We start from the raw sequence: 25904 nt of genomic DNA on the forward strand, positions 1-25904 counted from the left end.
CGGCGGGCAGCCTGCGGTGCTTATATGGACGCCTTCCGTGAGGCAAGTGCTGATTGGAAGTTCTGGCCGGGCGGATTGACTGCTTGCTTATATCCGGCCTTTTCGTTGCAAAGCGGCTTTCAGAACCCTCGCCTTGCTGGCCCCTATGGTGATTCGCGAAGTCGGGGCTTATCTCGGTAAAGGACTTCGCCCCAGGCGTGTCCAAGCACCGCACCAGCTTTACCGACCCACGGTCCGACCGCTTTGCCATCACTTCTTCACCTCACTCGCACACACTCGTTGCGGCCATGCAGGCCGTTATCCGTTTAGCCGTTGACCAAGGCAAGCCCTTGGCCGTTGCACTCAGTCCTTGGCTCGGGCCTTTGAGGCGCCACCGAGCGCCACGCGGGGTCGTAGCGCCGGCCGTTGGCCACCAGTGCCCAGGCCGTTCGCGCCAGCTTGTTCGCAATCGCCACGACCACCACATTGCGGGGTCGCCTCATGAGCAATTTGTCGATCCATGGATCCTTCTTGCCGCTGTTGAGCAAGGAGTTGGCGCCGCTGACCAGCAGCGTGCGGATGTAGGGATCGCCCTTCTTGCTGATCGAGCCCACGCGCACCTTGCCGCCCGTGCCTGCGTGGGCTGGCGTCAGGCCCATGCAGCAGGCGAACTCGCGCGCGTTGCGCCAGCCCGTGCCATCGCCCAGGGTGGCCGTCAGCGCCGTGGCGCCCAGCAATCCGATGCCGGGCATCTCGCGCAGTTGCCTCGCTACAGGCGAGGCTTTTTGCACCGCTTGCAGTTCGTGTTCCACAGCCTGGATGGCTTCGCTGATCTGGCGCAGCATGCTCAGCTGGATGTCCGCCAACTGAGCCATCAAAGGCGGGAGCTGGGTGTCCACGTGGGCGCGTTGCGCGGCAAGCGCCTTCAGCCCGGCCTGCTTGCCCTGGGGCAGGGCCACGCCGAACTCGTTGAGCAGCCCGCGCAGGTTGTTGATGAGGGCTGTGCGCGTGCTCACCCACTGCGAGCGCACGCGGTGCGCAGCCTGCAGCGCCTGCTGCTGGACGGTCTTGACGGGCACCCGGCGGATGTGGCTTTGCTGGGCGGCGACATAGATCGCCCGGGCATCGGCCGCATCGTCCTTGTTGCCGACCACGAAGGCCTGGACCAGGCGCGCCGGCAGCAGCTCGACCTGGTGGCCCAGGGCGGCGAGCGTGCGAGCCCAGTGATGCGAGCCGCTGCAGGCCTCCATGGCGATGCGCCCGGGCTGGCGCTGGGCAAAGAAGTCGGTGAACTTGGCGCGCGTGAGTTTCCTGCGCCTGATCTCTCCGGTCTCCGGCTCGATCCAGTGCACCTGGAACACATTCTTTGCGATGTCGACACCGTAAGTTGTAGCATTCATGGCGGGACCTCCGTCTGAAGTGGTTGGTAAGAACTCCACTTTGGCACTCGATGCCGTTCGATGCGAGGTCCCACCCCCGGTTCGATTGCGGCGCCGAAATCAAAGAGGAAGGCGTCCATACCAATCTCGGTCCAGGCGGGGTCTCGCTCTATTTGGTTTTGCTATGTCTTCGGCACCCGCTCCCCACCCGTGTGGCTGGGCCGAGCAGCGCAGATGGAGGCGAGATCAGGGCCGCAGTTGTTTGAGCCGCAGGCGAGTTCTGCGGACCCCCGCCGGAGTCGAGCAGCGCAGGTTGCCCGTAGCGCAGCGAAGGGACCCAGACTGCGGGTCGCCTTCTCTTTGCTTACTTTTCTCTTGGCGACGCAAGAGAAAGTGAGTCGCCCGCCGGGGCGAGTCCCGGCCAGCCACCCTCAGCAAAAAGCACACTCACCAAAACAAAACAGCCTCGACAAGCCCAGCCCAGCCCGAAGGAAGGAAGAAAGAGGAAGAGGAAAGAAGCCCTATCCCTTGCTAACCTTCACAGGCCGCTTCCAGTTGGGCAGGCTGACCTGCTTGCCGCGCGCCACGCTGAGCGCGCCAGCCGGTGTGTCCTTGGTGATGGTGGAGCCGCCACCCACCGTGCCGCCCTGCCCTATCGTCACCGGCGCCACCAGCACGCAGTTGCTGCCGATATGCACATCGGCCTCGATCACAGTGCGGTGCTTGTTGGCGCCGTCGTAGTTGGCGGTGATGCTGCCCGCACCGTAGTTGACGCGCTCGCCCACGGTGGCATCGCCCAGGTAGGCCAGGTGGTTGGCCTTGGCGCCTTTGGCCAGGGTGGAATTTTTCACTTCGACAAAGTTGCCGATGTGCACTTCAGCGCCCAGTTGGGCACCCGGCCGCAGCCGGGCAAACGGGCCAATCAGCGCGCCCTCGCCGATCTGCACACCCAGCTTTTCGCCGTCGATGTGGGTGAAGGGGTGAATGACCGCCCCGGCGGCAATCGTGGCATTGGCAATCACGCAGTTGGCACCGATGCGCACGCCCTCGCCCAGGCTGACCTGGCCCTGGAACAGGCAATTCACATCGATCTCGACATCCTGGCCGCATTGCAGCGTACCGCGCACGTCGAAGCGGGCCGGGTCAGCCAGCCGCACGCCCTGCTCCATCAGGGCCGTGGCCTGCCTGTGCTGGTAGACGCGCTCCAGCTCGGCCAGCTGCACGGGGCTGTTCACGCCGGCGACCTGCGCTGCATCGGTGATCTGGTGCGCCACCACGGCCACGCCATCGGCCACGGCGAACTTCACGATGTCGGTCAGGTAGTACTCTTTTTGCACGTTCTGGTTGTCCAGCCGGCTGAGCCAGCCGCGCAGCAGGCGGGTGGGCACAGCCATGATGCCGCTGTAGATTTCATGAATGCCGCGCTGGGCCTCGGTGGCATCCTTGTGCTCAACGATGGCCCGCACCTGGGCGGTGGCCTGCGCCCCGGCACGCACAATGCGCCCGTAACCGGTGGGGTCGGCCATGTTCAGCGTGAGCAGCGCCAGCCGCTGGCCGTCGCACTGGTCCAGCAGCGCCCGCAGCGTGTCGGGCTGCGTCAGCGGCACGTCACCCGACAGCACCAGCGTGACGCCGTCGTCGGCCAGCAGCGGCAGGGCCTGCTGCACCGCGTGGCCGGTTCCAAGTTGCGGCTCCTGGCGGACAAAGCGCATATCCGGGCTGCCCGCAGCTTTGGCGTCGCCCATCAGGGCCGCCTCCACGCCCGCCGCGCCGTGCCCGGTGATCACCACCACATGACGAGCCTTCAAGCCGGCCGCCGTGTCAATCACGTGTTGCACCAGTGCACGGCCGCCCAATTGGTGCAACACTTTGGGCAAGGCGCTTTTCATCCGCGTGCCTTTGCCCGCGGCCATGATGACGACATCAACTGAGGTTGCCATGAAGTTTCCTGTTAATTTTTGGATAAGGGGGCATTCGGGCCCGGCGGCACAGACCGGGCTGAACCGTTTCATCCGGATTATCGGTGTGCTGGCACTGGCCTGCCTCTTGCCGGCCTGCAGCGCCCTGAAAATTTTCTACAACCAGGCGCCGGACGTTGCCTACTGGTACCTGGATGGTTATATCGACTTCACCGGCGCGCAAAGCCTGCAGGTCAAGGACGATCTCGGCAAACTCCAGGCCTGGCACCGTCAGACCCAGTTGCCGGCTTATATCGACACCCTTCGCAGGCTGCGGCAGCGCATGCCCGCGGACATGGACGCCGCCCAGGCCTGTGCGGTATTTGCCGATGTGCGCAGCAAGCTTGTCGCGGTTTCTCACCGGGCCGAACCGGTGGCTGTGGCACTCGTGGGCACGCTGCAAACCAGCCAGTTGACGCAACTGGAGCGCCAGTGGGCCAAGGGCAATGCAGATTACCGGGAGGCATTCCTGGAGGGCTCACCCAAAAAAGGCCGCGACAAGCGCTACAAGCAGGTAGTCAGCCGCGCCGAGAGGCTCTATGGAACCCTGGAGGAAAAACAGCTCGCCGTGATTGGCCAGCGGATGGACCAGTCGCGCTTTGATGCGGCCTTGTTTTATGCCGAAAAACTGCGGCGCCAGCAGGATGTCCTGCAGACCTTGCGCGCCCTGGTGGCGGAGCGGGCCAGCGTGGAAAAAACGCGGCTGGCCGTACGCGGGCTGCTGGAGCGATGGCTCCACTCGCCCATCCCCGCACATCGCGACCACCTGGAAGGGTTGACGCAGGAGAGCTGCCAAACATTTGCGGCCCTGCATAACAGCACCACGCCGGCGCAACGCAGCAAAGCGATCGAGACCCTCGATGCTTATGAGCAGGACCTGAGGACGTTATCAAGCCCCCAGGGCACCCAAAAATCCTGATTCGACGGGTGCCAGGCCGAGCGGCGCACCGCGCTTGCATCGCCGCTCAGGTCGCCACGTCATCCACGCGGGCCCCTGGCTGCCGGCCCTCGCCTACATCGCCTACAACTACAGCAGCGGCACCTTGCCGGGTGGGGTGTCGTAGTAATCGGCAATGCGCTCCAGCGACCGGGTGTTAAGCAGGCGAAGCCGCCCATTCTGCAGCTCATAAAGACCCAGCTTGCGCAACCGCCGCAAGGTCTTGTTGGTGTGCACCAGGGATAAACCCAGTATGTCGGCAATGTGTTGCTGGTTGATGGGAAACTCCACCGAACCGTCTTCTGCCAGCCCGATGCGCTCCAACCGGCGGTAAAGATGCATCAGCAGCATCGCCACGCGCTCGGTCGCATTGCGCCGGCCCGCAGTGAGCAGGTTGTCGTCCACCATGCCCTCCTCGCGCGCCGACAGCCAGGTGATGTCGTACCCCAGGCTGGGATTTTGCCGAAACAGCTCCCAGAGTCCGTCGCGCGGAAATACACACAAGGTCACATCCGTTACCGCCTCGATGCCGTGCATGGGCCCATCGGAAAACCTTTGCTGCAAACCAATGAGGTCGCCCGGCAACAGGAAGTTCAGGATCTGCCGACGGCCATCAGTCAGGGTCTTGTAGCGAAATGCCCAACCGGAATAAAGCGTGAAGAGTTTGCCGATGGGCTTTTTTGCTCATACACGATGGTGCCCCCCGCAGGAACCATTGACGTCCCGCTGCGAAAGCCCTCGATAAACGCCAGCTCCTCCGCGGTGACGGGCGTGAAGGCCTCCGTCTGGCGAAGGCGGCAGGCGATGCAAGCCGGCGGACAGCTTGAAGGGGATAGAGGCGCGGCGGCCATAAGAAGAGGTGGATATCAAGGCAGGAAGCCTGTGTCTTTTGACATTGTCCCGTTTCTTACTACCTGCTACATTTTCCGTCATTGATGCAAAAACCAGCACCCCTCACGAAGTTCTGTTCGTCAGCACCATCGCGCCCGAAGCGCCCATCGGCATCGTTGCGCAGATCGCGGGCAAAGCACGCATTGCCAACAAGGCGCGTGACATCACGGGGCTGCTCATTTTTGACGGCATGCGCTTTTGCGAGCAGCTCGAAGGCCTTGAAGAAGACATTCTGGCGCTGCTGGAGCGGATTCGCCAGGACCCGCGGCACACCAGTGTCAAGTTGCTACATCATGGCCCCCTGCCCGAACGCAGATTCAAGTGCTTCAGCATGGGTTACGCGCCTGTGGAGGATGTCGATGTATTGGGCAGGCTTGAGCAACTGCAAGGGCTGGCAGCCGTCGGCGCCTTCGTGGAGATACTCTCCACACTGGATCTGGAGTCCTGAGCCGGCACAAGGCCTGCAAGATCTGCAAGACCTGCGAGATTGGCAAGACCTTCGAGCCCCAAGCGCTCAGCCTTGCGGCACAGGCCGCCCCGCCGTGATCCATGAACGGGCGGGTCAAGCAGTGGGTCAGACAAGGAGCCAGGAGTGCATCTGACGAGCGCTCCCAATGGCCACGTCAACGACCACCGCAAAGACTACGGCAACAACCACCTCAGCCCTGCAACGCAGCCCACATCTCCTTGTCCCGCTCGGCCGTCCAGATGCGCGGGTTCTTGATGCCGCTGGCTTCGTCAAAGGCGCGGCTCACATCAAAAGGCAGGCAGTGTTCGTAGATGAATACGTGGCCAAACACCGGGTCCATGCTCTTGCGGGTGTGGTCCATCGCCGCTTTAAGGTCCATGCCGGCGGCGGCGGCTTCCTTGCCCGCCTGGTACAGGGTCTCGACCCAGCGCTTGGTGTAGTCCAGCGCCTTGTTGACGTTGGCGGCGCCCTTCATGGCCTCGCCGCGGCCCGGCACGATGGCCTCGGCTTGTAGCGCGCGCAGGGCCTCCAGTGTGGCGGGCCATTCCTCCAGCTGCGCATCGCCGGTGTACACGCCCGCTTCGTATTCGACCAGGTCGCCCGAGAACAGCACCTTTTCTTCCTCCACCCAGGCAATCGTGTCGCCGCGCGTGTGGCCCGGGCCCGGGTGCCAGATCTGCACCTTGACGCCGCCCAGGTCCAGCACCAGCTTGCCCGCCACCTCCCCTTTGGCGGGGTTGCCACCGGCAATGACCATGGTGGGCCAGGTCAGGCCCGGCACGCTTTCGGCGTTGCGAAAGAGGCGCGGAAAGCGCTCCATCTCGCTTTGCATGTCCTGCGCGCCGCGCTCCGCGATCAACTCACAGGTGCCCTGGCTCGCGATGATTTCCGTCGCCCCTTCGGCCAGATAGGCGCTGGCGCCGAGCACGCGGACGGCGTGGTAGTGGGTCAGCAGCACGTACTTGATGGGCTTGTTGCTGATGGTGCGTATGCGCGCAATCAGGTCCTGCGCCATGGCGGGCGTGGCCGTGGCGTCGCTCACCATGATGAATTTGTCGCCGATGATCACGCCCGAGTTCGGGTCGCCCTCGGCGGTGTAGGCCCAACAATGTGCGCTGAGCTGCTCAAACGTGATGGTTTTGTCCGTCAGGTCGGACTGCGAGGCGAAGGCTTTGGACATGGGGTTCCTGTTTTCCGGTGTGGGGGGCCGCTCAGTGCAGCTCAATTCCGCTCAGGGCGCTGCGGTGGCGAATGCACGCCATTTTACTTAACCGTAACTGGTTACGCATTGTTAAACCACCACCCATGTGGCCGCATGGGAAAGCATCGAACGCTCACCCTTTCGTGAAGGTTTCGCCACGGTTGCGCCGGGCTTGCGCTAAGGTTGCGCCATGGCCACTCCCAAAGACGACTTTGCAATCTACTGCTGTGAACTGCTGTCCGGCGTCGGGCCGTGCGTCGCCAGGCGCATGTTTGGCGGCTACGGCATCAGCACCTCGGGCCTGACGCTGGCGCTGGTGGCCGATCTGGGGGGCGGGGAAAAACTCTGGCTCAAGGCCGATGCAGATACCCGCGGCCGGTTTGAAGCCGCGGGCTGCGAACGCTTTACCTATGACATCACACGCAACGGCGAGCGCGTGGCGCACAGCCTGAACTATTACAGCGCCCCCGAGGAGGCGATGGAGTCCGCTCAGTTGATGCTGCAGTGGGCGCGCTTGTCGCTCGATTGCGCATTGAAGGCGCGCTCTGCCAAATCACCGCGCGCGCGGGTGGCCAAAAAAACCACCGCAAAACCGGTCAGCGCAACCTCGACCGCCGCCGCCACACCGCCGGCCAAGCCGCGCGCCAGCCGGCCCACCGCACCGCCCACCAGGCCGAGCGCCAGGCGCAAGTCAAGCAGGGGCTGAACCACGCCTGCGCGCCAGCCTGTGGCCTTCGCCGGCGCGGGGTGGGCGGCTGCGGCGGGCTCCCAGTTGAAGTAGGCCGACGACGCATGGCCCATGCCAAAAGATTCCATCACCACCGTTTCGCCGGGCGACAGCGACAGGCTTTCGCCGCGGCTGAGGAAGTGATCACCGGCGCGCACGCGCAGGTCGTGGCCGGCGTTGCTGAAGGTCACCCATACCCGGCCGTGCGCGATCCGCAGAACGCCGGCCTGGCGGGCATGCAGGGTCAGCGCCCGGTCCGCACCCAGCTTCCAGCAGCCGGGCAGTCCTTCAGCCCGGGCCGTGGCGGCATCGGTTGCCTGGGGCAGGTAGTGGTTGCCTGAATGATGAGCAATTGCGTGGTCCATGGTGTTCTCCAGAAAAGACCTGAATTCGTTGACGGGAATGAATGATCTCGCGGGGGGGCTTCCCCGTCCAATGAAATCGCGGTACGCTATTCATTCCATAAACGCATCAATCACTCCACCTCCCACCCTACCCCCACCCCACTCCGCATGCTGCATTCGCAAACCCACTTACGCTCCCGGCCAATTTCGGCCGGCCAGCTGCGCGCCTTCGAGGCGGTCGCTCGCCATCTCAATTTTCGCGCCGCCTCCGAAGAGTTAGCGCTCACCCAGTCGGCCGTGAGCCGCCAGATCCAGGCGCTGGAAGAAGACGTCGGCGTCAGCCTGTTTCACCGTCACACCCGGGCGGTGGAGCTCACCGGTGCGGGCGGCACCTTGCTGCGGGCGGTCACACCGTCGCTGGAGCGTATTGACGGCGCGGTGCGGCAGATCCGCCAAAGCGCCGGGCGCAAAAGCGTGGCGCTCACCACTTTTGCATCGTTCGCCTCGATGTGGCTGATTCCCCGGCTCGAGGTTTTTCAGCGGGAGAACCCCGACATCGACATCCGGATTGATGCGTCGGACGTTGCGGTGGACCTCGATGTTTCGGACCTGGACCTGGCCTTGCGCTATGCCCCGGCCAGCCACATGCCGCCGCACGCCATCCGCCTGTTTGGCGAGCAGATCACGCCGGTGATCAGCCCCTGGCTGCTCAAGAGCGGTCCGCGTCTGAAAAAGCCGGATGACCTGGCGCATTTCACCTTGATCGAAGCGGGCGACGCGCACCGCACGCACTTTGAATGGCTGACCTGGCGCCGCTGGATGGACCAGCACGCCACACCCAAGCTGGAGGCCAAGCGCTGGCTGTACTTCAACTACGCCTACCAGATGGTGCAGGCGGCGCTGACGGGCCAGGGCGTGGTGCTGGCACGCCTGCCGCTGATTGCCGAAAGCCTGGCCTCGGGCGACCTGGTTGAGCCCCTGCCGCACCTGCGCCTGGAGTCCCCCATGGCGTACTGGCTGATCATCGGCCCGCGCAATGTGGCGCGCCCCGAAGTGCTGGCGTTCTGCGAGTGGCTCAAGGCGCAAGGCGCGCAGACCCGCCACGCGATTGGCGATGTGCCCGACGCCGACACGGTGGACAACCTGGACTAGAAGTAGGGCCCCCACGCTTTTCACTTCGTGTAATGCGCTGCCCCCCGGGGGGGCGCTGCGCCTGCGGCCCGGCTAAGCCGGTTCCGCGGCCCTGGCTGGTATGGGAGATCCGTGCCGTATGGCGTGCCGGTTTGCCCCACACGCTTTTCACTGCGTGTAATGCGCTGCCCCCCGAGGGGGCGCTGCGCCTGCGGCCCGGCTAAGCCCAATACAGTTCAGTTAGCACACCGCATGCAGTGCCCCTTATCTCCTTCCCCCGCTGGGGGAAGGCCGGGATGGGGGCTCACGGCGTGGGCGTCGAGCCACCGTGCTTGGCTGGTCGCCGCTGGCCCCCACCCCACCCCAACCCTCCCCCGGAAGGGGAGGGAGCTTCACGGGGCTTTAACTGAACCGTATTGCGGCCAAGCCGGTTCCGCGACCCTGGCTGGAAAGATACAGCCCCCACGCTCCCCACTTCGTGTGGTTCGCTGCCCCCCGAGGGGGCGCTGCGCCTGCGGTCTGGCAAAGCCAGTCCCGCGGCCCCTGCTGGGGTGGGGAGCCCTTTATTGCGTGCAGGGTTCAGGGTTGCGTCGTATGGCGCTTCAGCAGCCGGCCCGCGCGGGCCTGCACTTTGGCGCTGGATGCATCGGCGGTGCCGGCCGCATAGGCTAGTTCGCCATTGACGAAGACTTTCTCAATGCCTTCACACAGCGCGATCGGGTCCTCGTAGGTGGCCACGTCGCGCACCCGGGCCGGGTCCAGCACCACCACGTCGGCATGCCAGCCGGGCTGCAGCTGCCCGCGCTGGTGCAGCCGGAAATTGCGTGCCGACAGGCCGGTCATCTTGTAGATGGCGGTTTCCAGCGAAAACAGTTTCTCTTCGCGCCAGTAGCGCGCCAGCACGCGCGGAAACGCGCCCCACAGGCGCGGATGCGGATGCTGGTCATGCGGCAAGCCGTCCGAGCCGATCATGGTCAGCGGGTGGGCCACGACGCGCCGCACGTCGTCTTCGTGCATCTGAAAATAGCAGGCGCCTCCGGGCTGCAGGCGGCGGCATACCGTCTTCTGGTCAACGCCCCACTCGGCCGCAATCGAGGCCAGCGTGCGGCCCGTCATTTCGGGGTGCGGCGTGGACCAGCTCACCAGCACGTCGATCACGCCATCGACCAGGTCCTCACGCAGCACGGTGGAACCGGCCACATAGGGGTAGACGTCCATGGCCACCGGCTGGCGGCGGGCGAGCGATTCAATCAGCGGCAGGGTCTGCTGCGTGCGGCCCCAGTTGGCGGGCCCGGCGCATTTGTGGTGCGACACGATCAGCGGCACACCGGCGCTGAAAGCCGTGTCGCCCGCCTCGTGCAGCGCTTCCACGATGGTCGCCATTTCATCGCGCAGGTGGGTGCTGTAGACCCCGCCAAAACGCGACACCACCTGGGCCAGGCGCACCACTTCCTGCGCCGGTGCGGCAAAGGCCGGTTCGTAAAAAAGGCCTGACGACATGCCGGTCGCGCCGCTCTCCATGCACTGCGTGAGCAGCGCGCACATGGCGTCGAGCTCGCTGGCACTGGCCGCGCGGGTCAGGTCGCCCATGCAGGCAAAGCGCAGGGTGGTGTGGCCGATCAGCACGGCGACATTCACCGCCGGCTGCGCCTGGGCGATGGCGCGCTCATAGCTCGGGATGGAGTCAAACCGGAACGAATCGGCGCCGAGCAAATTCAGTGGCGGCTCGGGGTTGTCGACAATGAAAGGCAGCAGTGAAATGCCGCAGTTGCCGGTGATGACGGTGGTGATGCCCTGCGACACCTTGGGCAGCATGTCGGGCTGCTTGAGCACGATCGCATCGTCGTGCGTGTGCACATCGATAAAGCCGGGGGCGATGGCCAGGCCGGTGCAATCGATAGGGGCCACCTCTTGCGGCGCAAGGCCTTCGGGCAACAGCCGGAAGAGTTGGCCGTCCAGATTTTCGCCCAGCGCCGCAATGCGGCCGTCCAGCAGCAGCACGTCGCCAATCCAGCCTTCGGCGCCGGTACCGTCGATCACCAGGCCGTTCTGAAGCAAGGTTGCGCGCGTCATTTGAGTTTGCTTTCGTTGACGGCGGTGACCGTATCCCAGTCGAGCCGGGGATAGTGCCGCATGTCCACGCCGCGCGTGCTGAGCACATCGCGCACGCCGCCCAGGCGCTTGACGGCCAGGTCGCCCAGGCGCTGCGCCACCAGCACGGTGACGATTTCAATCACGGTGAGGTGCACCAGGTAGGCCTCGGTGCCCACATGCATGACCGGGTCTTCCGGCACATGGATGCCCAGCACAATGTCGGCCCGCTCGGCCAGTGCGGTTCCCTGCTGGGTCAGGGCAATCACCGTGGCGCCCTGCGAGCGGGCCACGTCCACCGCTTCGAGCAGCGACGGCATGCCGCCCACGTGCGAGATGGCAAACACCACGCCCTGCTTGCCGATGGTGGCCGCGGACACCAGCTGCAAGTGAATGTCGAGGTAGGCGTTGGACACCAGCCCCAGCCGGAACAGCCGGGCCTGCATGTCGGAGGCCATGAAGCTGGAGGTCACGCCGACGCTGTAGCAATCCACCCGGCTGGCGCGCACGATGGCGTCGGCCGCCGCTTCCACCGCAGCCACGCTGAGCTGAGCCTGCACGCCGCTGACGGCCGTGGCAGCGCCCTTGATGACCTTGGAGATGACCTCCGCGGCGTCGTCATGCAGCTGCACCCGGCGGTGCAGGGGTGAGCCGCTGACGGCCATCTCCTGGGCCAGCGCGAGCTTGAACTCGCGCAGGCCCGGGTAGCCCAGGTCGCGGCAGGTGCGCATGACAGTTGGCACCGAGCTGCCGGCGCGCTGCGCCAGCTGCTCAAAACTTTCATCGAGCACCCGCTGCGGGTCTTGCAGGATCAGCGCCAGCACCTTGCGCCGGGAGGTGGGCGCGCTTGCGATGACCTCGGCAATTTTGGCAAGCACTTTGGAGGTCATGGCGTGAGGTAGGAAAGGTAGGGGAACATCAAGAAAAAAAGATCAGGGATGGCTCGGAAACAAATCAGACACGGGTCAAAGGCTCAGAAACAGGTCACGAGGGCATCGCACACGGTGTAGTTCTCATCCACCACGGGCATCCAGCGCCATTTGTCAAACGTGGTGCAGGGGTGCGAAATGCCCAGCGCCACCAGGTCGCCCACCTTGAGCGCCGCATGCTCGGGGCCGGTGCCGCGCAAATAGGCATGCTGGTCGTTCAGGCCGCCGATCTTCCAGTCGGCGGGCGCACCGGTGACGCCGCGGTCGCCGGGTTTGCAAAAGCCCAGCGGAACGGGCAAATCCAGATCGTAGGAAATGTCGCGCTTGCCGACCGCCAGAATCGCCAGACCCGGCTCGGGGCAGGACTGCACCGCCGCCCAGACTTCCAGCGCGGCCTGCAGGCCATCGGCGCAGCCGAGGCGTGAATTGACGGTGCTCACCATGCGTTTGTAAAAACCGTGGTCATGCGTGACGTAGCAGCCCGAGCGCAGCAGGCCGCGCACCGGGCGCAAGAGTTCGGGCTTGAGCCGGTTGGCCACCAGATCAAAAATCGCCGAGCCACCGGCCGAGACCAGCACTTCCTCATTGTCGAAAAAACTCTGCTGGTCGCAGGCGATGGCAATGTCGCACACGCGCTGCATCAGCGCCGCGGCATAGGCTTCATCGGGCGCTGACTGCCCGGTGGCGCCCAGGCCTTCGTAGCACTCGATGCCGACCAGGCGGCAAGCCGGGCTGGCATGAATGCGTTGGGCCAGCGTCAGGGCATCGTGCTGGTTGCGGCAGCCGGTGCGGCCGCCGTCAACACCGATTTCCAGCAGCACCTCGAAGGGCCGCACCGGCGTCTGTGCGCCCTCGTCTTTTTGCAGCAGGTACCAGACCTCAATGAGCTCCAGCTGTGCTACCGAATCCATCAGGAAGGCAATGCGCAGGCCTGCGTACTCGCGCTGCATGTCCTGGATGCCGGCGAGGTCTGCCGCGGTGAAGACCTGGTTGGCAATCATGCAGCGACGCGCGCCCGCCGAGACGCCGGCACGCAACTGGGCGACGGTGGCAAAGGTCAGGCCCCAGGCACCCGCATCGAGCTGGCGCTTGAGCAGTTGCGGCGACATGGTGGTCTTGCCATGCGGCGCCATGTCGATGCCCCGGTCGGTGGCGAAGCGCTGCATCCAGGACAGGTTGTGCTGCAGGGCCTGCTGCTTGACCAGCGCCACCGGCAGCGGCAGGTCGCCGTCGAGCACGCGCCAGTGCTGGGCGGCAATCTGCGAACGGCGCAGCGCAGGGCTGGTGTGCGGAAATCCCTTGAAGGAGCGGTCGATCTGCGGATCGAGAATGTCTTGCAGTGTGGTCATGAATGAGTCTTTGATTATCAGGCGGCCATCAACGAGGTGTTGATGACGATGTCGTCGCGGATGCAGGCCTTGAAGCGGCCCTGCCCCATGTCGCGCAACTCGGGGCGGGCGCCCGCGCAAGCCTCGATCGCGTGCGGGCAGCGGGTACGAAACACGCAGCCGGAAGGCGGGTTCACGGGGCTGGGAATGTCGCCCTTGAGCGCAACGCGCTCGCTCTTGTGCTCCGGATCGGGCTTGGGCGAGGCGGCCAGCAACGCCTGCGTGTAGGGATGCAGCGGCCGCGCAAACAGCTCGGCGGTGGGCGCCACCTCCATCACCCGGCCCAGGTAGAGCACCACCACGCGGTCGCACAGGTATTCCACCACATCCAGGTCATGCGAGATGAACAGCATGGTCAGCGAGAGCCGGTCGCGCAGGTCGCACAGCAGGTTGACCACCTGCGCCTGGATGGACACGTCCAGCGCGGACAGGGGCTCGTCGGCCACGATGAATTCAGGCTCGACGGCCAGGGCGCGCGCCACGCCGATACGCTGGCGCTGGCCGCCGGAAAACTCATGCGGGTAACGGTCGGCGTGCTCGGCGCGCAGGCCCACCAACGCCAGTAACTCGGCGATGCGCTTGTTTCTGGCCTCCTTGCCTTTGGCCAGGCCATGCACCTGCAGCGCCTCCCCAAGGATGTCCTTGACGCGCATCTTGGGGTTCAGGCTGGCGTAGGGGTCCTGGAAAATCATCTGCAGCTTGCTGCGCAGGGTACGCATGCGGCTGCTGGAGGCGGCTCCGAGGTCTTCGCCCCGGTACAGCACCTGGCCCGACGTGCCCTCGATCAGGCGCAGCAGCGTGCGGCCTATGGTGCTTTTGCCGGAGCCGGATTCCCCGACCAGCCCCAGCGTTTCACCGGGCTGGATCATGAAGGACACGTCGTCCACCGCGCGCACGGGTTTGGCCGGCGCACCGAAATAGCGGTGCAGGTTCTTGACTTCGATCAGCGGGGCACTCATGCGGTCTCCACAGGAAGAGTTGGAACAGTTGCAGTCTCGCGGACCAGGATGCAGCGTGCGCTGCGGTGCGGGCCGGCACTTTCCAGCGCCGGCATGGCCTCCCGGCAGGCCGCCAGGGCATGGTCACAGCGGGGCTCGAACGCGCAGCCGGGCGGCGGCGCGAGCGGGCTGGAGACCTGGCCCCGAATGGCGTACAAGCGGCGCTTGGCACCCACCTCACCGGCGGCCAGTTCGCGCTTGCGCTGCTGCGCCGGCAGGCAAGCCAGCAGGCCTTGGGTGTAGGGATGGCGCGGCAAGGCAAACAGCTCGCGCACGGGCGCCGACTCGACGATGCGGCCCGCATACATCACCGCCACGTCGTCGGCATGGTGCGCGACGACACCGAGGTTGTGCGTGATGAACAAAATGCTCATGCCGGTCTCGGCCTGCAGGCGGCGCATCAGCTCCAGGATCTGCGCCTGGATGGTCACATCCAGCGCGGTGGTCGGCTCGTCGGCAATCAGCAGCGTGGGGTTGCAGGCCATGGCCAGCGCAATCATCACGCGCTGGCGCATGCCACCCGACAGCTGGTGTGGGTACTCGTGAAGGCGCTGCGCGGCGGCCGGGATCTCCACCAGCTCCAGCATGCGCAGGGCATGGGCTAGCGCGGCGCTGCGGTCCAGCCCCATGTGCAGGCGCACCGACTCGGCAATCTGCTCGCCCACTGTGAAGACGGGGTTCAGGCTGGTCATGGGCTCCTGGAAAATCATGGCGATTTCATTGCCGCGGATACGGCGCATGGCCGGCTCGGGCAGGGCCAGCAGGTCCAGGGTTTCGCCAGCGCGGTTGGTGAAAAGCGCCTGGCCGCTGACCTGCGTGACGGCGGTGCGTGACAGCAGGCGCATCAGGGTCAGGCTGGTCACCGATTTGCCGGAGCCGGACTCGCCCACCAGCGCGGTGGTTTTGCCGGGGCGGATGCTGAAGCTGACGTCGGCTACCGAGCGGATCAGGCCTTCGTCGGTGTCAAAAAAGGTGCTCAGATGGCGGACATCGAGGCGCGGGGTAATCGACGAGGTACCGGACGCGGTAGACGGAGCATTGGAAGAGGTGATGGGCGAATTCATGGGGTCTGGCCTCTGATTGTTCACAGCGACTTCTTGAGCCGCGGATCCAGCAGGTCGCGCACACCGTCGCCCAGCAACTGCAGCGACAGCGCGGTCAGGATGATGGCGAGACCGGGAAATAAAACGATCCAGAGCGCTTCATGCGCATACTGCTGGCTGCCGGCCACCATGGTGCCCCAGGTCGGAATCTCGGGCGGCACACCCACACCGAGGAAGGACAACGCGGCCTCCGCCAAAATGGCATAGGCAAAGATGAACGAGGCCTGCACCAGGATGGGCGACATCAGGTTGGGCAGGATGTGGCGCCACAGGATGCGGGGCGTCGACACACCCACGGCGCGCGCGGCCTCGACAAACAGCAGTTCACGCACCACCAGGGTCGAGGCGCGCACCACGCGGGCGACGCGCGGCGAGTACACCAGCACCAGAGCCAGCACCACATTGAGCATGGAGGGGCCCAAAATGGCCACCAAGGCAATGGCCAGCAGGATGTCGGGCAAAGACATCATGGCGTCCACGACCCGCATGATGGGCGCGTCCAGCCGCCGGAAAAAACCCGCCACCAGGCCAAACAGCGTGCCGAACACAATAGCGCCCATGGCGGTCAACGCGGCAATCGTGAGCGAATAGCGGCCGCCGAAGGCAATGCGCGCAAACAGGTCGCGGCCCAGCTCGTCGGTGCCCAGCAGATGGCTGACCGTCGGCACCGACAGGCGCTCGCGCACCGCGGTTTCATTGGGGTCGTAGCCGGTGATCACATTGGCCAGCAGGGCGACCAGCACCACGACCAGCAGGCAGATGCCGGCGGCCAGCACGATGCGGCGGCGGAACAATTTTTTGAGGGTGAGCGGAATTTTCATGGCGATCAATACTTCACGCGGGGGTCGACCACCATATAAAGCAGGTCGGTCAGGAAATTGACCACCACATAAATCATGGCAATCACCAGCAGCGCGCCCTGGATCACCGGGTAGTCGCGCCGCAGCACGGCGCTCACCACCAGGTTGCCGACACCGGGCAGGCCGAACACGGTTTCGGTCACCACCGCGCCGCCGATCAGCAGCGCCACGGTCAGGCCCAACACCGTGACGATGGGCACCAGCGCGTTGCGCAGCGCATGCTTGAGCACGACGACTTTTTCAGACAGGCCCTTGGCACGGGCCGTGCGCACATAGTCTTCACCCAGCACGTCGAGCATGGAAGCGCGCGTGAAGCGGATGATCAGCGCGGAGTTGAGCACGCCCAGCACCACCGAAGGCAGCACCAGGTAGTGGACGCGCGCCATCAAGGTGGCACCCGGGTCGCCGTAGCCGGACACCGGAAACCAGCCCATGGACACCGCAAAAATCTGCATCAGCACCAAGCCGAACCAGAAGCTGGGAATGCTGGCACCCAGCATCGCAAAGCCGGTGAGAAGCTGGTCGATGAACTTGCCGCGAAAGACCGCCGAAACAATGCCGCAAGGCACACCAATCGCCGCGGCGATGAAGAGGGACAGCAGCGCCAGCAGGGTCGTGGGTTCGGCCCGCTCCCACAGCGCCTGCGTGACCGGGCGCTGCAAAAAGATGGACTGGCCGAGGTTGCCCTGCGACAGCTCCTTGAGCCAGTAGCCGAACTGCACCGGCAGCGGTTTGTCCAGGCCATACTCTTTTTGTACGCGGGCAATGTCTTCGGCCGTGGCCTGGTCGCCCAGCAGCACCGTGACGGGGTCACCCGACGCGGCGCGCGTGAGCACAAACACGAGGACCGCCACGAGCGCCATGACGACCAGCATGCCCATGATGCGTGACAACAAATATCGGGTCATAACTTTGCTCTATCCAAAAGGGGTGAAATCTTTTTATCCATTCGAATGCGTCCCCGTCAACATCACTAAACCCGGCCCAAAACGAAGCGAAACAAAAACCAGTCAAGCCGCGGAACCGGCTCTGCCGGGCCGCAGGCGCAGCGCCCCCGAGGGGCTGGAGCCTGCGGCTCCAAAGCTGCTTGAGCAGCTTTGGACAGGCGACAGAGGCGAAGCGTCTCGCGAGCCGCGGCCTGCAAGGCCTCGCGCAGTACGCGAAGCGACAAGCGTGGGGGCTCAATTCTTCAGGCCGGTATTCCAGAAGAAGGGCCAGGTCGAAGGCACATAGCCCTGCAGCGCCGGCGATCTGGCCGACAGGCTGTTGAACTTGCCGACATTGATGTAAGGCACTTCGTCGTACACCACCTGCTGCACGGCACCCCACAGCGCGCCGCGCTTGGCGGGGTTGGTTTCCTGATTCAGGGCGGCCAGCGCGGCCTGCTTGGCCGGCGACGACCACCAGCCCGGCGCACCGTCACCGAGTTGCGGCGGCGACAGCATGGGCTCGGGGAACTGGCCCGAATGGGTGATGTAGATGTCCCACAGCTTGGCGTCGTTGCGGCGCTGCACCAGCGTGGCCCAGTCGACCACGTTGAGCTCGGCCTTGAAGCCGGCGCGCTTGAGCTGCTCAGCCATGATCAGCGCCATGTTGTAGTGGAAGTCGTACTGGCGGCTGGTCAGGATGCGGATGGTTTCGCCCTTGTAGCCGGCCTGTGCGGCCTGGCCCTTGGCCTTGGCGGCATCCCGCTCGTTGTAGCTGGCCGAACCGGCGGCAGAATAAAACGGCGTGCCCTTGGGGAAATGGTTGGGTTCGGCCACAAAGAAACGCGTGTCGCCAAAACCGGCGGCCAGCATTTCGCCTTCGCCGAAGCTGGTCTGCACGGCCTTGCGCACCGGCAGCGAGGCCATCACGCCCTCCTTGGTGTTGAACACAAAGTAAGGAAAGCCAAACGACGGCGTCAGGATGGGAACGGTCTTGCCGGCCGACTTCTCCAGGCGGTTCAGCGCCTCGGTGGGCAGCAGGTCGGCGAAGTGGTACTGGCCGGCCAGCGAGCCCTCGACACGCGTATTGGCATTGGGCACGGGAATGAAACGCAGCTCGTCGGCAATCGCGGTTTTCTTGCCGCCGTAACCGCTGGGCGCTTCCTTGCGCGCGCTGTACTGGTCAAAGCGCGTGAGCAGCACATACTGGTCGGGACGGCGCTCCTTGAATTTGTAGGGGCCGGTGCCGACGTACTCTTTCAACGGCGTGGCGATCGACTCCTTGGCCATGATGGCGGCCATGCCGGAGGGCAACGCCAGCTGCGGCAACAGGGGGGCATACGGCGCCTTGAGGGTGATCTCGACACCGTGGCTGCCGTTGGCCGACAGGTCGGCAATTTCCTTGGACAGCGCCTTGCCGCGCGGCGACACGTCCATCCAGCGTTTCAGGCTGGCCACCACATCGTCGGCATTGAGCTCGCGGCCATTGTGCAGTTGCACGCCCTTGCGCAGCGTGATGCTGTAGCGCTTGCCGTCGGCCGACACCTTGGGCAGGCTCTCGGCGAGCATGGGCACCATTTTCCAGTTCGCATCAAAGGTGTAGAGCGGCTCGTAGACATGCTGCATGATGGTGCCCACCAGATCGGCGGTGGAGGCCATCGGGTCCAGCGTCTGCGGCTCGGCGATCATCGCCAGGTTGAGGGCCGATTTTGAAAGCGCCTGCGCTTGGGCACCCATCGGCAACAAAGCCGAGCCACCCACCACCAGCGCCAAAGCCACCGCCTTGCGACGGCTGATCCAGAATTTTTGCAGCATGCCGATCTCCTTAAAAGTGAAAGTATTTTTCAATTCGCAAAGAATATGCCAGCAATAATTCGCAGAAAATCGGTAAAAACCCTAGGCCTAATCTATAAATATGAAAATATATTTCAGTTTTGGGTTTAAGCTGCATGACCTTGGGGCGCGGCGCCCTCCCCTTCGCACCAGTCTGGTGTTTTCTGCTGTTTACCCCTATTCACCCTAACCAGGAGCTTTCCACATGTCCGCACTTGAATACTTTGGCAACCCCCCGATGGCCTCCGACCACCAGCCGCGTCCGTTTTCACCCGCCGTGCGCGCCGGGGACTTTGTCTATGTCTCGGGCCAGGTGCCGGCCGATGAAAAAGGCGAAATCGTGCAGGGCGGGATTGAGGTGCAGACGCGCCAGGTCATGAAAAACCTCTCTGCGGCCCTGGCGCTGGCCGGCTGCACGCTGGACGATGTCTGCAAGACCACGGTGTGGCTGCAGGATGCACGCGACTTTGGCAGCTTCAACCGTGTCTACATGAGCTACTTCGGCGACAAGAAGCCGGCGCGCTCTACCACCGAGGCGCGGTTGATGGTGGATGCGCGGGTTGAAATTGATGTGGTGGCTTACAAGCCGCGTGGGTAATCTGCATCACCCTTTTGCTTGTTCGCCCAATGAATACAGTAGCAGTCAGCTATTGAATTCATAGCGCTCTTTCTTTCTTGAGGGCTGAGGCCGGGTCTCGCCCCGGCGGGCGACTCACTTTCTCTTGCGTCGCCAAGAGAAAAGTAAGCAAAGAGAAGGCGACCCGCAGTCTGGGTCCCTTCGCTGCGCTGCGGGCAACCTGCGCTGCTCGACTCCGGCGGGGGTCCGCAGAACTCGCTACGTTGCACTTCGCTCAAACAACTGCGGCCCTGATCCCGCCTCCATCTGCGCTGCTCGGCCCAGCCACACGGGTGGGGAGCGGGTRCCGAAGACRTACCAAAAAACCAAATACAAGKAAACCAATACAAACAAGGACACGCCAMGGCGTGTCCTTGTGGTTTTCGGACTTCGGACTCCGGTATTTGGGCTGCTCCTCTCAAACCCCTTTTGTCTGCGCCGAGGAGCGCAGGGCCAGGCGGATCAGGGATCGCGATTGTCTGAGCCGCAGGCGAGTTGAGCGAGACCCCGCCTGGCCCGAGCACCGCAGGCTGCCCGTAGCGCAGCGAAGGGACGCAGACAGCAGGGTCGCCTTTTCTTTTGCTTACTTTTATTTTGGCGAAGCAAAAGAAAAGTGAGTAGCCGCCGGGCTACCCCCGGCCAGCCACCCTCAGCAAAGCCAGAAAGCTATCAATTCAATAGCACACCAAACCGCAACCAACCCATTCAAACCGGCCAAACCACCCCATTGTCATTAAGAATCGCATCCAGCGGAATGTCATGCGCCTCAGGCTCCATATCGGGCAGCCACCCGTTGGCATAGCCCAGCCCCACCGTCACGGGCCGGGGCTGCAGCGTCGCCAGCGTGCGGTCATAAAAGCCGCCGCCGTAACCCAGCCGGTAACCCCCCGGGCCGTAGCCCACGCAGGGCACAAACAGCAGTGTGGGCACGATCACTTCCGTGTCCTTGGGCTTGGGAATGCCGTAGGCGTCCTCTTCCATGGGGCAGCCCGGGTACCAGGCATGGAAGGTCAGGGTCTTGTGCAGTTTGTTGACAACCGGCAGGCCGATCTTGCGGGGCGAGCGGCTCGCTATGCTTTCCGTCGCAATCTGTGCCGGCTCCTCAAGGTCCGAACCCTGGTTTGATTGGGAATCCCGGCTCAGGATGGCGTCTTCCTGCCAGCGGTACAGCGCGGGCAGCGGATCGAATTCCCCCTTGATGGGCCAATAGGCGCCTATCACCTCATGGGGGGAGCCCACCAGCCAGATGCGCATCACCCGCTGCAGCAAATCGGCTCGCTGCAGGCGGTCGGGCATGTCGAGGCGGGCTTGGACCAGTGCTTTTCGTGTGCTTAATTTGTCCATAATGTCCCGATGCTATACAAAAAAAATTTCAATGCCGCATTCTTTGCTGCGGCGTGTGCCACCCTCTCGCTCAGTTTGCTGGCCCCCGCCGCCGCCCAAAACACCTCCTCAAACGGCAACGGCAGCGCTGGCGACAACCTGATTCTCGAAATGAACAAGGCCTTCCGGCGCGGCGACAAGGGCCGGCTGGCCCAGATGCTGCCCCAGGCCAGAGGCCATGCGCTGGAGGCCTGGGCGGCCTACTGGGAGCTGAAAGCGCGTCTTGGCGAGGCCAGCGCGCAGGAGGTGCAGGACTTTTTCACCCGCTATGCCGGCACCTACCAGGAAGACCGCCTGCGCAATGACTGGCTGCTGCTGCTGGGTCAGCGCCGCGACTGGGCTGCCTTTGCCGCCGAGTACCCGAACTACCGCATGAACGACGACAGGGAAGTGCGTTGCTATGCCCTGCTGGTGGAACACCTGAAAAATCCGGCGCTCGATGCACGCCTGTCGGACGAGGTGCGAAAAAACTGGTACGCGCAGCGCGACGCCGACGATGGCTGCACCGCCGCCGCCGACCGGCTGGTGGGCGCCAAAAACCTCACACCGCAGGATGTCTGGCAAAAAGCCCGCATCGCCACCGAGGCCAACCGGCCACGGGCCGCAGCGGGTGCGGTGCAGATCATTGCGCCCGAAGCCATGGACCTGCTGACCGAGCTGAACACCAGCCCCATCAGGTTTCTGGCCGGCAAACACCTGGCCCTGCGGAAGGTGCGCAGGGAAATCATCACGCTGGCATTGATCAAGATGGCCACCACCGATGTGGAAGGCGCCGCTTTCCAGCTGGAGAGCAAGTGGGCCATCCAGCTCAGCGCCGAAGAACGCAACTGGGTCTGGGGCGTGATCGGCAAACAGGCGGCAACCCGCCTGGGCACGATGCCGGGCAGCGACGCGCTGCAATACTTTGCCAGGGTCGGCAATGACAGCGATCTGACGGATGACATGCTGGCCTGGAAAGCCCGCGCGGCCCTGCGCGCGGGCACCCAGCCCCAATGGCCAGTCGTGCTGGCGGCCATCAACGCGATGAGCGAGGAGGCCCGCAAGGACACGACCTGGGGCTACTGGAAGGCGCGTGCGCTGCTGGCCACGGCGCCACCCGACAGGCCCACCGCGGTCAGCACGCCGCAGGGTGTGACCCAGACCATCAGCATTGCACCCCAGCGCGCCGAGGCGCTGGCGCTGCTGCAGGCGATGGCGTCGGTACGCGGCTTTTATGAGCAGCTGGCACTGGAGGAACTGGGCCAGAAGATCACGGTGCCGGCCCCGCCGGCACCGCTCACGGCGGCAGAAAAGGAAGGCGCGCGGCTCAACCCCGGGCTGAACCGCGCCGCCTACGCCATCACGATAGGTTTGCGGCCGGAGGGCGTGCGCGAATGGAACTACAGCACCAACCTGCACAAGCGCAACGGCGAGGGCGAACGCGCCGGGATGGGCGACCGTGAACTGCTGGCAGCCGCCCAGTTTGCCTGCGACCGGCAGATCTGGGACCGCTGCATCAACACCAGCGAACGCACCAGAACCGAGACCGATTTCGATCAGCGCTTCCCCCTGCCGTTCCGCGAGGCCGTGGTCAAACGCAGTCGCGACGTCGGCCTCGACCCGGCCTATGTCTATGGCCTGATACGCCAGGAAAGCCGCTTCATCATGGACGCCCGTTCCGGCCCGGGGGCCTCGGGCCTGATGCAGATCATGCCCGCCACTGCGCGCGAGACCGCACGCCGGATCGGGCTGACGGGTTTCACGCCCGACCAGATCAATGACCGCGACACCAACATCACGATAGGCACCGGCTACCTGAAGCTCGCCCTGGATGCCTTCGAGGGTTCGATGGCCATGGCTGCAGCCGCCTACAACGCCGGGCCGGGCCGGCCCCGCGTCTGGCGCGGACAACCCGGCAGCCCGGTGCTCGATGCCGCCATCTGGGCCGAGAACGTGCCCTTCGGCGAGACCCGCGACTATGTCAAGAAAGTGCTGTCAAACACCACCAACTACGCGGCCATCCTGACGGGGCAGCCACAGTCCCTGAAAGCGCGGCTGGGCATGGTCGGGCCACACGATGCGTCGCTGCCCGAGGTGAACAAGGATTTGCCGTGATCGGAAAGTAGCCAGTAGCCAGTAGCCAGTAGCTAGTGGGAAGTGGGAAGTGGAAAGCGGGAAGTAGCGGGCAGGAATCAAGGCAAAGGGCCGCCGGCGGCCCAGGGCTTCAGGTCTCGTCCATGAAGCGGACCTTGACGCTCTTGCCCTTGACCCGGCCACTGGCGAGTTTTTGCTGCGCCTGGCTGGCGATGGCGCGGTCCACCGCCACATAGGTCGAGAACTCGTTGACGTTGATCTTGCCGACCTGCTCGCGGGTAAAACCCGCTTCCCCGGTCAATGCCCCCAGCACATCGCCGGCGCGGATTTTCTCCTTGCGCCCGCCGACGATCTGCAACGTGACCATGGGCGGCAACAGCGGCTCCGTGCTGGTGGGCGTGAGTTCAGTCAGCTTGTGCCATTCGGACTCGGCTTTCTGCAACTGCTCGATTTTGCCGACCGAGCCCATCTCGTCCATGCTGGCCAGGCTGATGGCCCAGCCCTCTTCATCGGCGCGGCCGGTGCGGCCGATGCGGTGAATGTGCACCTCGGCATCGGGCGTGACATCGACATTGATCACCATCTCCAGCTGCGAAATATCCAGGCCGCGCGCGGCCACGTCGGTGGCCACCAGCACCGAGCAGCTGCGGTTGGAAAACTGCACCAGCACCTGGTCGCGCTCACGCTGCTCGAGTTCGCCGTACAGCGCCAGCGCGCTGAAGCCCTTGCTCTTCAAATAGGCGACCAGCGCGCGGCACTGCGATTTGGTGTTGCAAAAAGCCAGGGTGCTGGCCGGGCGGTAATGGTTGAGCAGCAGTGCCACCGCGTTCAGGCGCGCCTCGTCGTGGTCGCTCTCCGGCACCTCATACCAGCGCTGGCGGATTTTGCTTTTTTCATGCTGAGCCTGCACCGTGATGGTTTGCGGCTCCTTCATGAACTGCTGGCTGAGCTTGGCGATGCCCTCGGGGTAGGTGGCCGAAAACAGCAGGGTTTGCCGCTCGTCGGGGCACTGTTTGGCCACGGTGGCGATGTCGTTGTAAAAGCCCATGTCCAGCATGCGGTCGGCTTCGTCCAGCACCAGGGTGTTCAGCGCGTCGACGTCCAGTGTCTCCCGCTCCAGGTGGTCCATGATGCGGCCCGGCGTGCCCACCACAATGTGTGCGCCGTTCTGAAGGCTCGCCACCTGGTTGCGCAGCGGCACGCCGCCGCACAGCGTGACGACTTTGATGTTTTCCTCGGCGCGCGCCAGCCGGCGGATTTCCGTGGCCACCTGGTCGGCCAGCTCGCGCGTCGGGCACAGCACCATGGCCTGCACGGCGAAGCGGCGTGCATTGAGGTTGGCCAGCAGCGCGAGCCCAAACGCCGCGGTCTTGCCGCTGCCGGTCTTGGCCTGCGCAATCAGGTCTTTGCCGAGCAGCGCCACCGGCAGGCTGGCCGCCTGGATCGGGGTCATGCTGAGGTAACCCAGCTGTTGCAGGTTGGCCAGCACATGGGCCGGAAGGGACAGGGAGCTGAAGTCGGAGGAAGAGGAAGTCATGGGCCGATTATCGGCGCGAGGCCCGGCCAGCCGCTCAATAGCCCCACTGTGACCCCCACTGTGGCCACACTGTGGTCCCACTGGCCGGTGGCCTCAGCGATGGCAAAACACCGGCTGGCGCTTCTCCACAAAGGCCGCTGTGCCCTCCTTCGCATCAGGCGAGGCCGCGGCGATCATGAACTGCGCGGCTTCGATGGCCAGGCCTTCGTCGATGGAAACATTCAACCCGCGTGTGACCGCACGCAGCGAGGCCGTGACGGCCACGGCCGAATTGGCGGCGATCACATCCGCCATGCGCAGGCAGGCCGGCAACAGGTCGTCGGCCGGCACCACGTGGTTGATGAGCCCGATCAGCAATGCCTCTTCCGCGCTGATGGCCTCCCCTGTCAGGATCATTTCGTTGGCTCGCTTGCGGCCTATGTGGCGCGGCAGGCGCTGCGTACCGCCGAACGGCGGCGGAAAGCCCAGCCGAATTTCAGGCTTGGCGAAAGTCGCATGTTCCGCCGCAATCGCCAGGCTGCAGGCCTCCATGGTTTCGCAGCCGCCGCCGAAAGCCATGCCATTCACGGCCGCGATGATGGGTTTGGGGTAGTTCTCGACGCGGCGCGTCATGGCCTGGCCGCGCGCGACGAAGCGGCGCCAGGCGGTTTCGGGCGATGCGGCAACATCCGGCGCAAAGCCTGCGATGTCGGCGCCGGCGCTGAAGGCCTTGTTGCCCCGCCCGGTCAGCACCAGGCAGCGCACGGTGTCGTCGCGCTCCAGCGCATCGAGCCGATCCATCAGTTCGTCGATGAGTTCGTAGCTCAGGGCGTTGAGTTTTTCGGGGCGGTTCAGCGTCAGCACCACGTGCTGGCCGCGGCGCTCGGTTTCCAATAGCATGCCGTTGTCTCTTTGAGGGTTTAGATTGAATGGCACTTACTTTGGCAGGTTGGCCTTCGGCGACGTGCGTAAGTGCTTGAAAGCAAAGGGAGATGGCTGACCAAAGGGTCGATAGGATGGTTGTTTACGAAGCACCCAAACCATCTTCCCAAAGGCCAGCCACCATGGATCGTAATGCCCAAAGCGTCTTGCATCAACGTTGCAGCAGCATTGGACGCCGGGCGAGATCGACCCAGGCGGTGGAATTCTTCAACGTTCTGACGAGTCCGGAG

The 25904-nt window shown here is 64.4% G+C and carries 20 protein-coding genes and 2 pseudogenes; 6 read left to right on the forward strand and 16 right to left on the reverse strand.

Annotated features, from left to right (window positions below):
* Positions 1 to 305: 305 nt before the first annotated feature.
* Positions 306 to 1379, reverse strand: coding sequence for an IS110 family RNA-guided transposase (locus AC1DUR_RS24680; RefSeq protein WP_477720924.1), 1074 nt, complete (start codon positions 1377 to 1379; stop codon positions 306 to 308).
* Between the two features lie 500 nt (positions 1380 to 1879).
* Positions 1880 to 3298: a bifunctional UDP-N-acetylglucosamine diphosphorylase/glucosamine-1-phosphate N-acetyltransferase GlmU gene (gene glmU, locus AC1DUR_RS24685; RefSeq protein WP_477720842.1), complete on the reverse strand. Its 1419-nt coding sequence runs from the start codon at positions 3296 to 3298 to the stop codon at positions 1880 to 1882.
* Here glmU and AC1DUR_RS24690 point away from each other — a divergent pair.
* The gene (locus AC1DUR_RS24690; RefSeq protein ID WP_477720843.1) at positions 3297 to 4235 is read left to right on the forward strand and encodes a DUF6279 family lipoprotein; all 939 of its coding nucleotides are present in this window, start codon (positions 3297 to 3299) and stop codon (positions 4233 to 4235) included. The genes glmU and AC1DUR_RS24690 overlap by 2 nt on opposite strands.
* A gap of 108 nt (positions 4236 to 4343) precedes the next feature.
* On the opposite strand, the pseudogene AC1DUR_RS24695 reads toward AC1DUR_RS24690, so the two are convergent.
* Positions 4344 to 5104, reverse strand: a pseudogene (locus AC1DUR_RS24695) (Crp/Fnr family transcriptional regulator).
* 38 nt (positions 5105 to 5142) lie between these two features.
* Between AC1DUR_RS24695 and AC1DUR_RS24700 the strand changes: the two are divergent.
* Positions 5143 to 5592, forward strand: coding sequence for a BLUF domain-containing protein (locus tag AC1DUR_RS24700; RefSeq protein WP_477720844.1), 450 nt, complete (start codon positions 5143 to 5145; stop codon positions 5590 to 5592).
* Positions 5593 to 5803: 211 nt separating this feature from the next.
* Here the strand turns inward: AC1DUR_RS24700 and AC1DUR_RS24705 are convergent, their stop codons facing one another.
* Positions 5804 to 6793, reverse strand: a complete 990-nt coding sequence (locus AC1DUR_RS24705; RefSeq protein ID WP_477720845.1) for an MBL fold metallo-hydrolase — start codon at positions 6791 to 6793, stop codon at positions 5804 to 5806.
* A 289-nt stretch (positions 6794 to 7082) separates the two neighbouring features.
* Between AC1DUR_RS24705 and AC1DUR_RS24710 the strand changes: the two are divergent.
* Positions 7083 to 7286, forward strand: a pseudogene (locus AC1DUR_RS24710) (TfoX/Sxy family protein); the annotation flags it as partial.
* Positions 7287 to 7303: 17 nt separating this feature from the next.
* On the opposite strand, the gene AC1DUR_RS24715 reads toward AC1DUR_RS24710, so the two are convergent.
* Positions 7304 to 7906 (reverse strand): DUF2917 domain-containing protein, encoded by a 603-nt coding sequence (locus tag AC1DUR_RS24715; RefSeq protein ID WP_477720846.1) that lies wholly within the window; start codon positions 7904 to 7906, stop codon positions 7304 to 7306.
* A gap of 147 nt (positions 7907 to 8053) precedes the next feature.
* On the opposite strand from AC1DUR_RS24715, the gene AC1DUR_RS24720 reads away from it, so the two are divergent.
* Complete coding sequence (locus AC1DUR_RS24720; RefSeq protein WP_477720847.1) at positions 8054 to 9037, forward strand: LysR substrate-binding domain-containing protein; 984 nt, start codon at positions 8054 to 8056, stop codon at positions 9035 to 9037.
* Between the two features lie 558 nt (positions 9038 to 9595).
* Here the strand turns inward: AC1DUR_RS24720 and AC1DUR_RS24725 are convergent.
* From AC1DUR_RS24725 to AC1DUR_RS24760, 8 genes are all read right to left on the reverse strand, one after another.
* Positions 9596 to 11089 (reverse strand): N-acyl-D-amino-acid deacylase family protein, encoded by a 1494-nt coding sequence (locus AC1DUR_RS24725; RefSeq protein ID WP_477720848.1) that lies wholly within the window; start codon positions 11087 to 11089, stop codon positions 9596 to 9598.
* Positions 11086 to 11997, reverse strand: coding sequence for a MurR/RpiR family transcriptional regulator (locus tag AC1DUR_RS24730; protein WP_477720849.1), 912 nt, complete (start codon positions 11995 to 11997; stop codon positions 11086 to 11088). The genes AC1DUR_RS24725 and AC1DUR_RS24730 overlap by 4 nt, the downstream gene beginning before the upstream one ends.
* A gap of 83 nt (positions 11998 to 12080) precedes the next feature.
* A complete protein-coding gene (locus AC1DUR_RS24735) occupies positions 12081 to 13385 on the reverse strand; it encodes an amino acid deaminase (protein ID WP_477720850.1) in 1305 nt (434 codons plus the stop codon).
* A 17-nt stretch (positions 13386 to 13402) separates the two neighbouring features.
* Entirely contained in the window at positions 13403 to 14383 is a 981-nt protein-coding gene (locus AC1DUR_RS24740; RefSeq protein WP_477720851.1) for an ABC transporter ATP-binding protein, read from the reverse strand.
* Positions 14380 to 15486: an ABC transporter ATP-binding protein gene (locus AC1DUR_RS24745; protein WP_477720852.1), complete on the reverse strand. Its 1107-nt coding sequence runs from the start codon at positions 15484 to 15486 to the stop codon at positions 14380 to 14382. Before AC1DUR_RS24745 ends, AC1DUR_RS24740 begins: the two co-directional genes overlap by 4 nt.
* A gap of 20 nt (positions 15487 to 15506) precedes the next feature.
* Positions 15507 to 16346 (reverse strand): ABC transporter permease, encoded by an 840-nt coding sequence (locus AC1DUR_RS24750; RefSeq protein WP_477720853.1) that lies wholly within the window; start codon positions 16344 to 16346, stop codon positions 15507 to 15509.
* Positions 16347 to 16351: 5 nt separating this feature from the next.
* Positions 16352 to 17293 carry an ABC transporter permease gene (locus AC1DUR_RS24755; RefSeq protein ID WP_477720854.1) on the reverse strand — a complete coding sequence of 314 codons (942 nt, stop codon included), beginning with the start codon at positions 17291 to 17293 and terminating at the stop codon, positions 16352 to 16354.
* A 273-nt stretch (positions 17294 to 17566) separates the two neighbouring features.
* A complete protein-coding gene (locus tag AC1DUR_RS24760) occupies positions 17567 to 19126 on the reverse strand; it encodes an ABC transporter substrate-binding protein (protein WP_477720855.1) in 1560 nt (519 codons plus the stop codon).
* 223 nt (positions 19127 to 19349) lie between these two features.
* Between AC1DUR_RS24760 and AC1DUR_RS24765 the strand changes: the two genes are divergently transcribed.
* Positions 19350 to 19742: a RidA family protein gene (locus tag AC1DUR_RS24765; protein WP_011481617.1), complete on the forward strand. Its 393-nt coding sequence runs from the start codon at positions 19350 to 19352 to the stop codon at positions 19740 to 19742.
* Between the two features lie 723 nt (positions 19743 to 20465).
* On the opposite strand, the gene AC1DUR_RS24770 is transcribed toward AC1DUR_RS24765, so the two are convergent.
* Positions 20466 to 21104 (reverse strand): 5-formyltetrahydrofolate cyclo-ligase, encoded by a 639-nt coding sequence (locus tag AC1DUR_RS24770; protein WP_477720856.1) that lies wholly within the window; start codon positions 21102 to 21104, stop codon positions 20466 to 20468.
* A gap of 9 nt (positions 21105 to 21113) precedes the next feature.
* Between AC1DUR_RS24770 and AC1DUR_RS24775 the strand changes: the two genes are divergently transcribed.
* Entirely contained in the window at positions 21114 to 23237 is a 2124-nt protein-coding gene (locus tag AC1DUR_RS24775; RefSeq protein ID WP_477720857.1) for a lytic transglycosylase domain-containing protein, read from the forward strand.
* A 109-nt stretch (positions 23238 to 23346) separates the two neighbouring features.
* Here AC1DUR_RS24775 and dbpA read toward each other — a convergent pair whose 3' ends face one another.
* Together dbpA and AC1DUR_RS24785 are read right to left on the reverse strand one after the other, a co-directional pair.
* Positions 23347 to 24753, reverse strand: coding sequence for an ATP-dependent RNA helicase DbpA (gene dbpA, locus AC1DUR_RS24780; protein WP_477720858.1), 1407 nt, complete (start codon positions 24751 to 24753; stop codon positions 23347 to 23349).
* A gap of 93 nt (positions 24754 to 24846) precedes the next feature.
* Positions 24847 to 25632 (reverse strand): crotonase/enoyl-CoA hydratase family protein, encoded by a 786-nt coding sequence (locus AC1DUR_RS24785; RefSeq protein ID WP_477720859.1) that lies wholly within the window; start codon positions 25630 to 25632, stop codon positions 24847 to 24849.
* Positions 25633 to 25904 lie beyond the last annotated feature (272 nt).

This window comes from Polaromonas sp. P4_F4 (assembly GCF_056401355.1).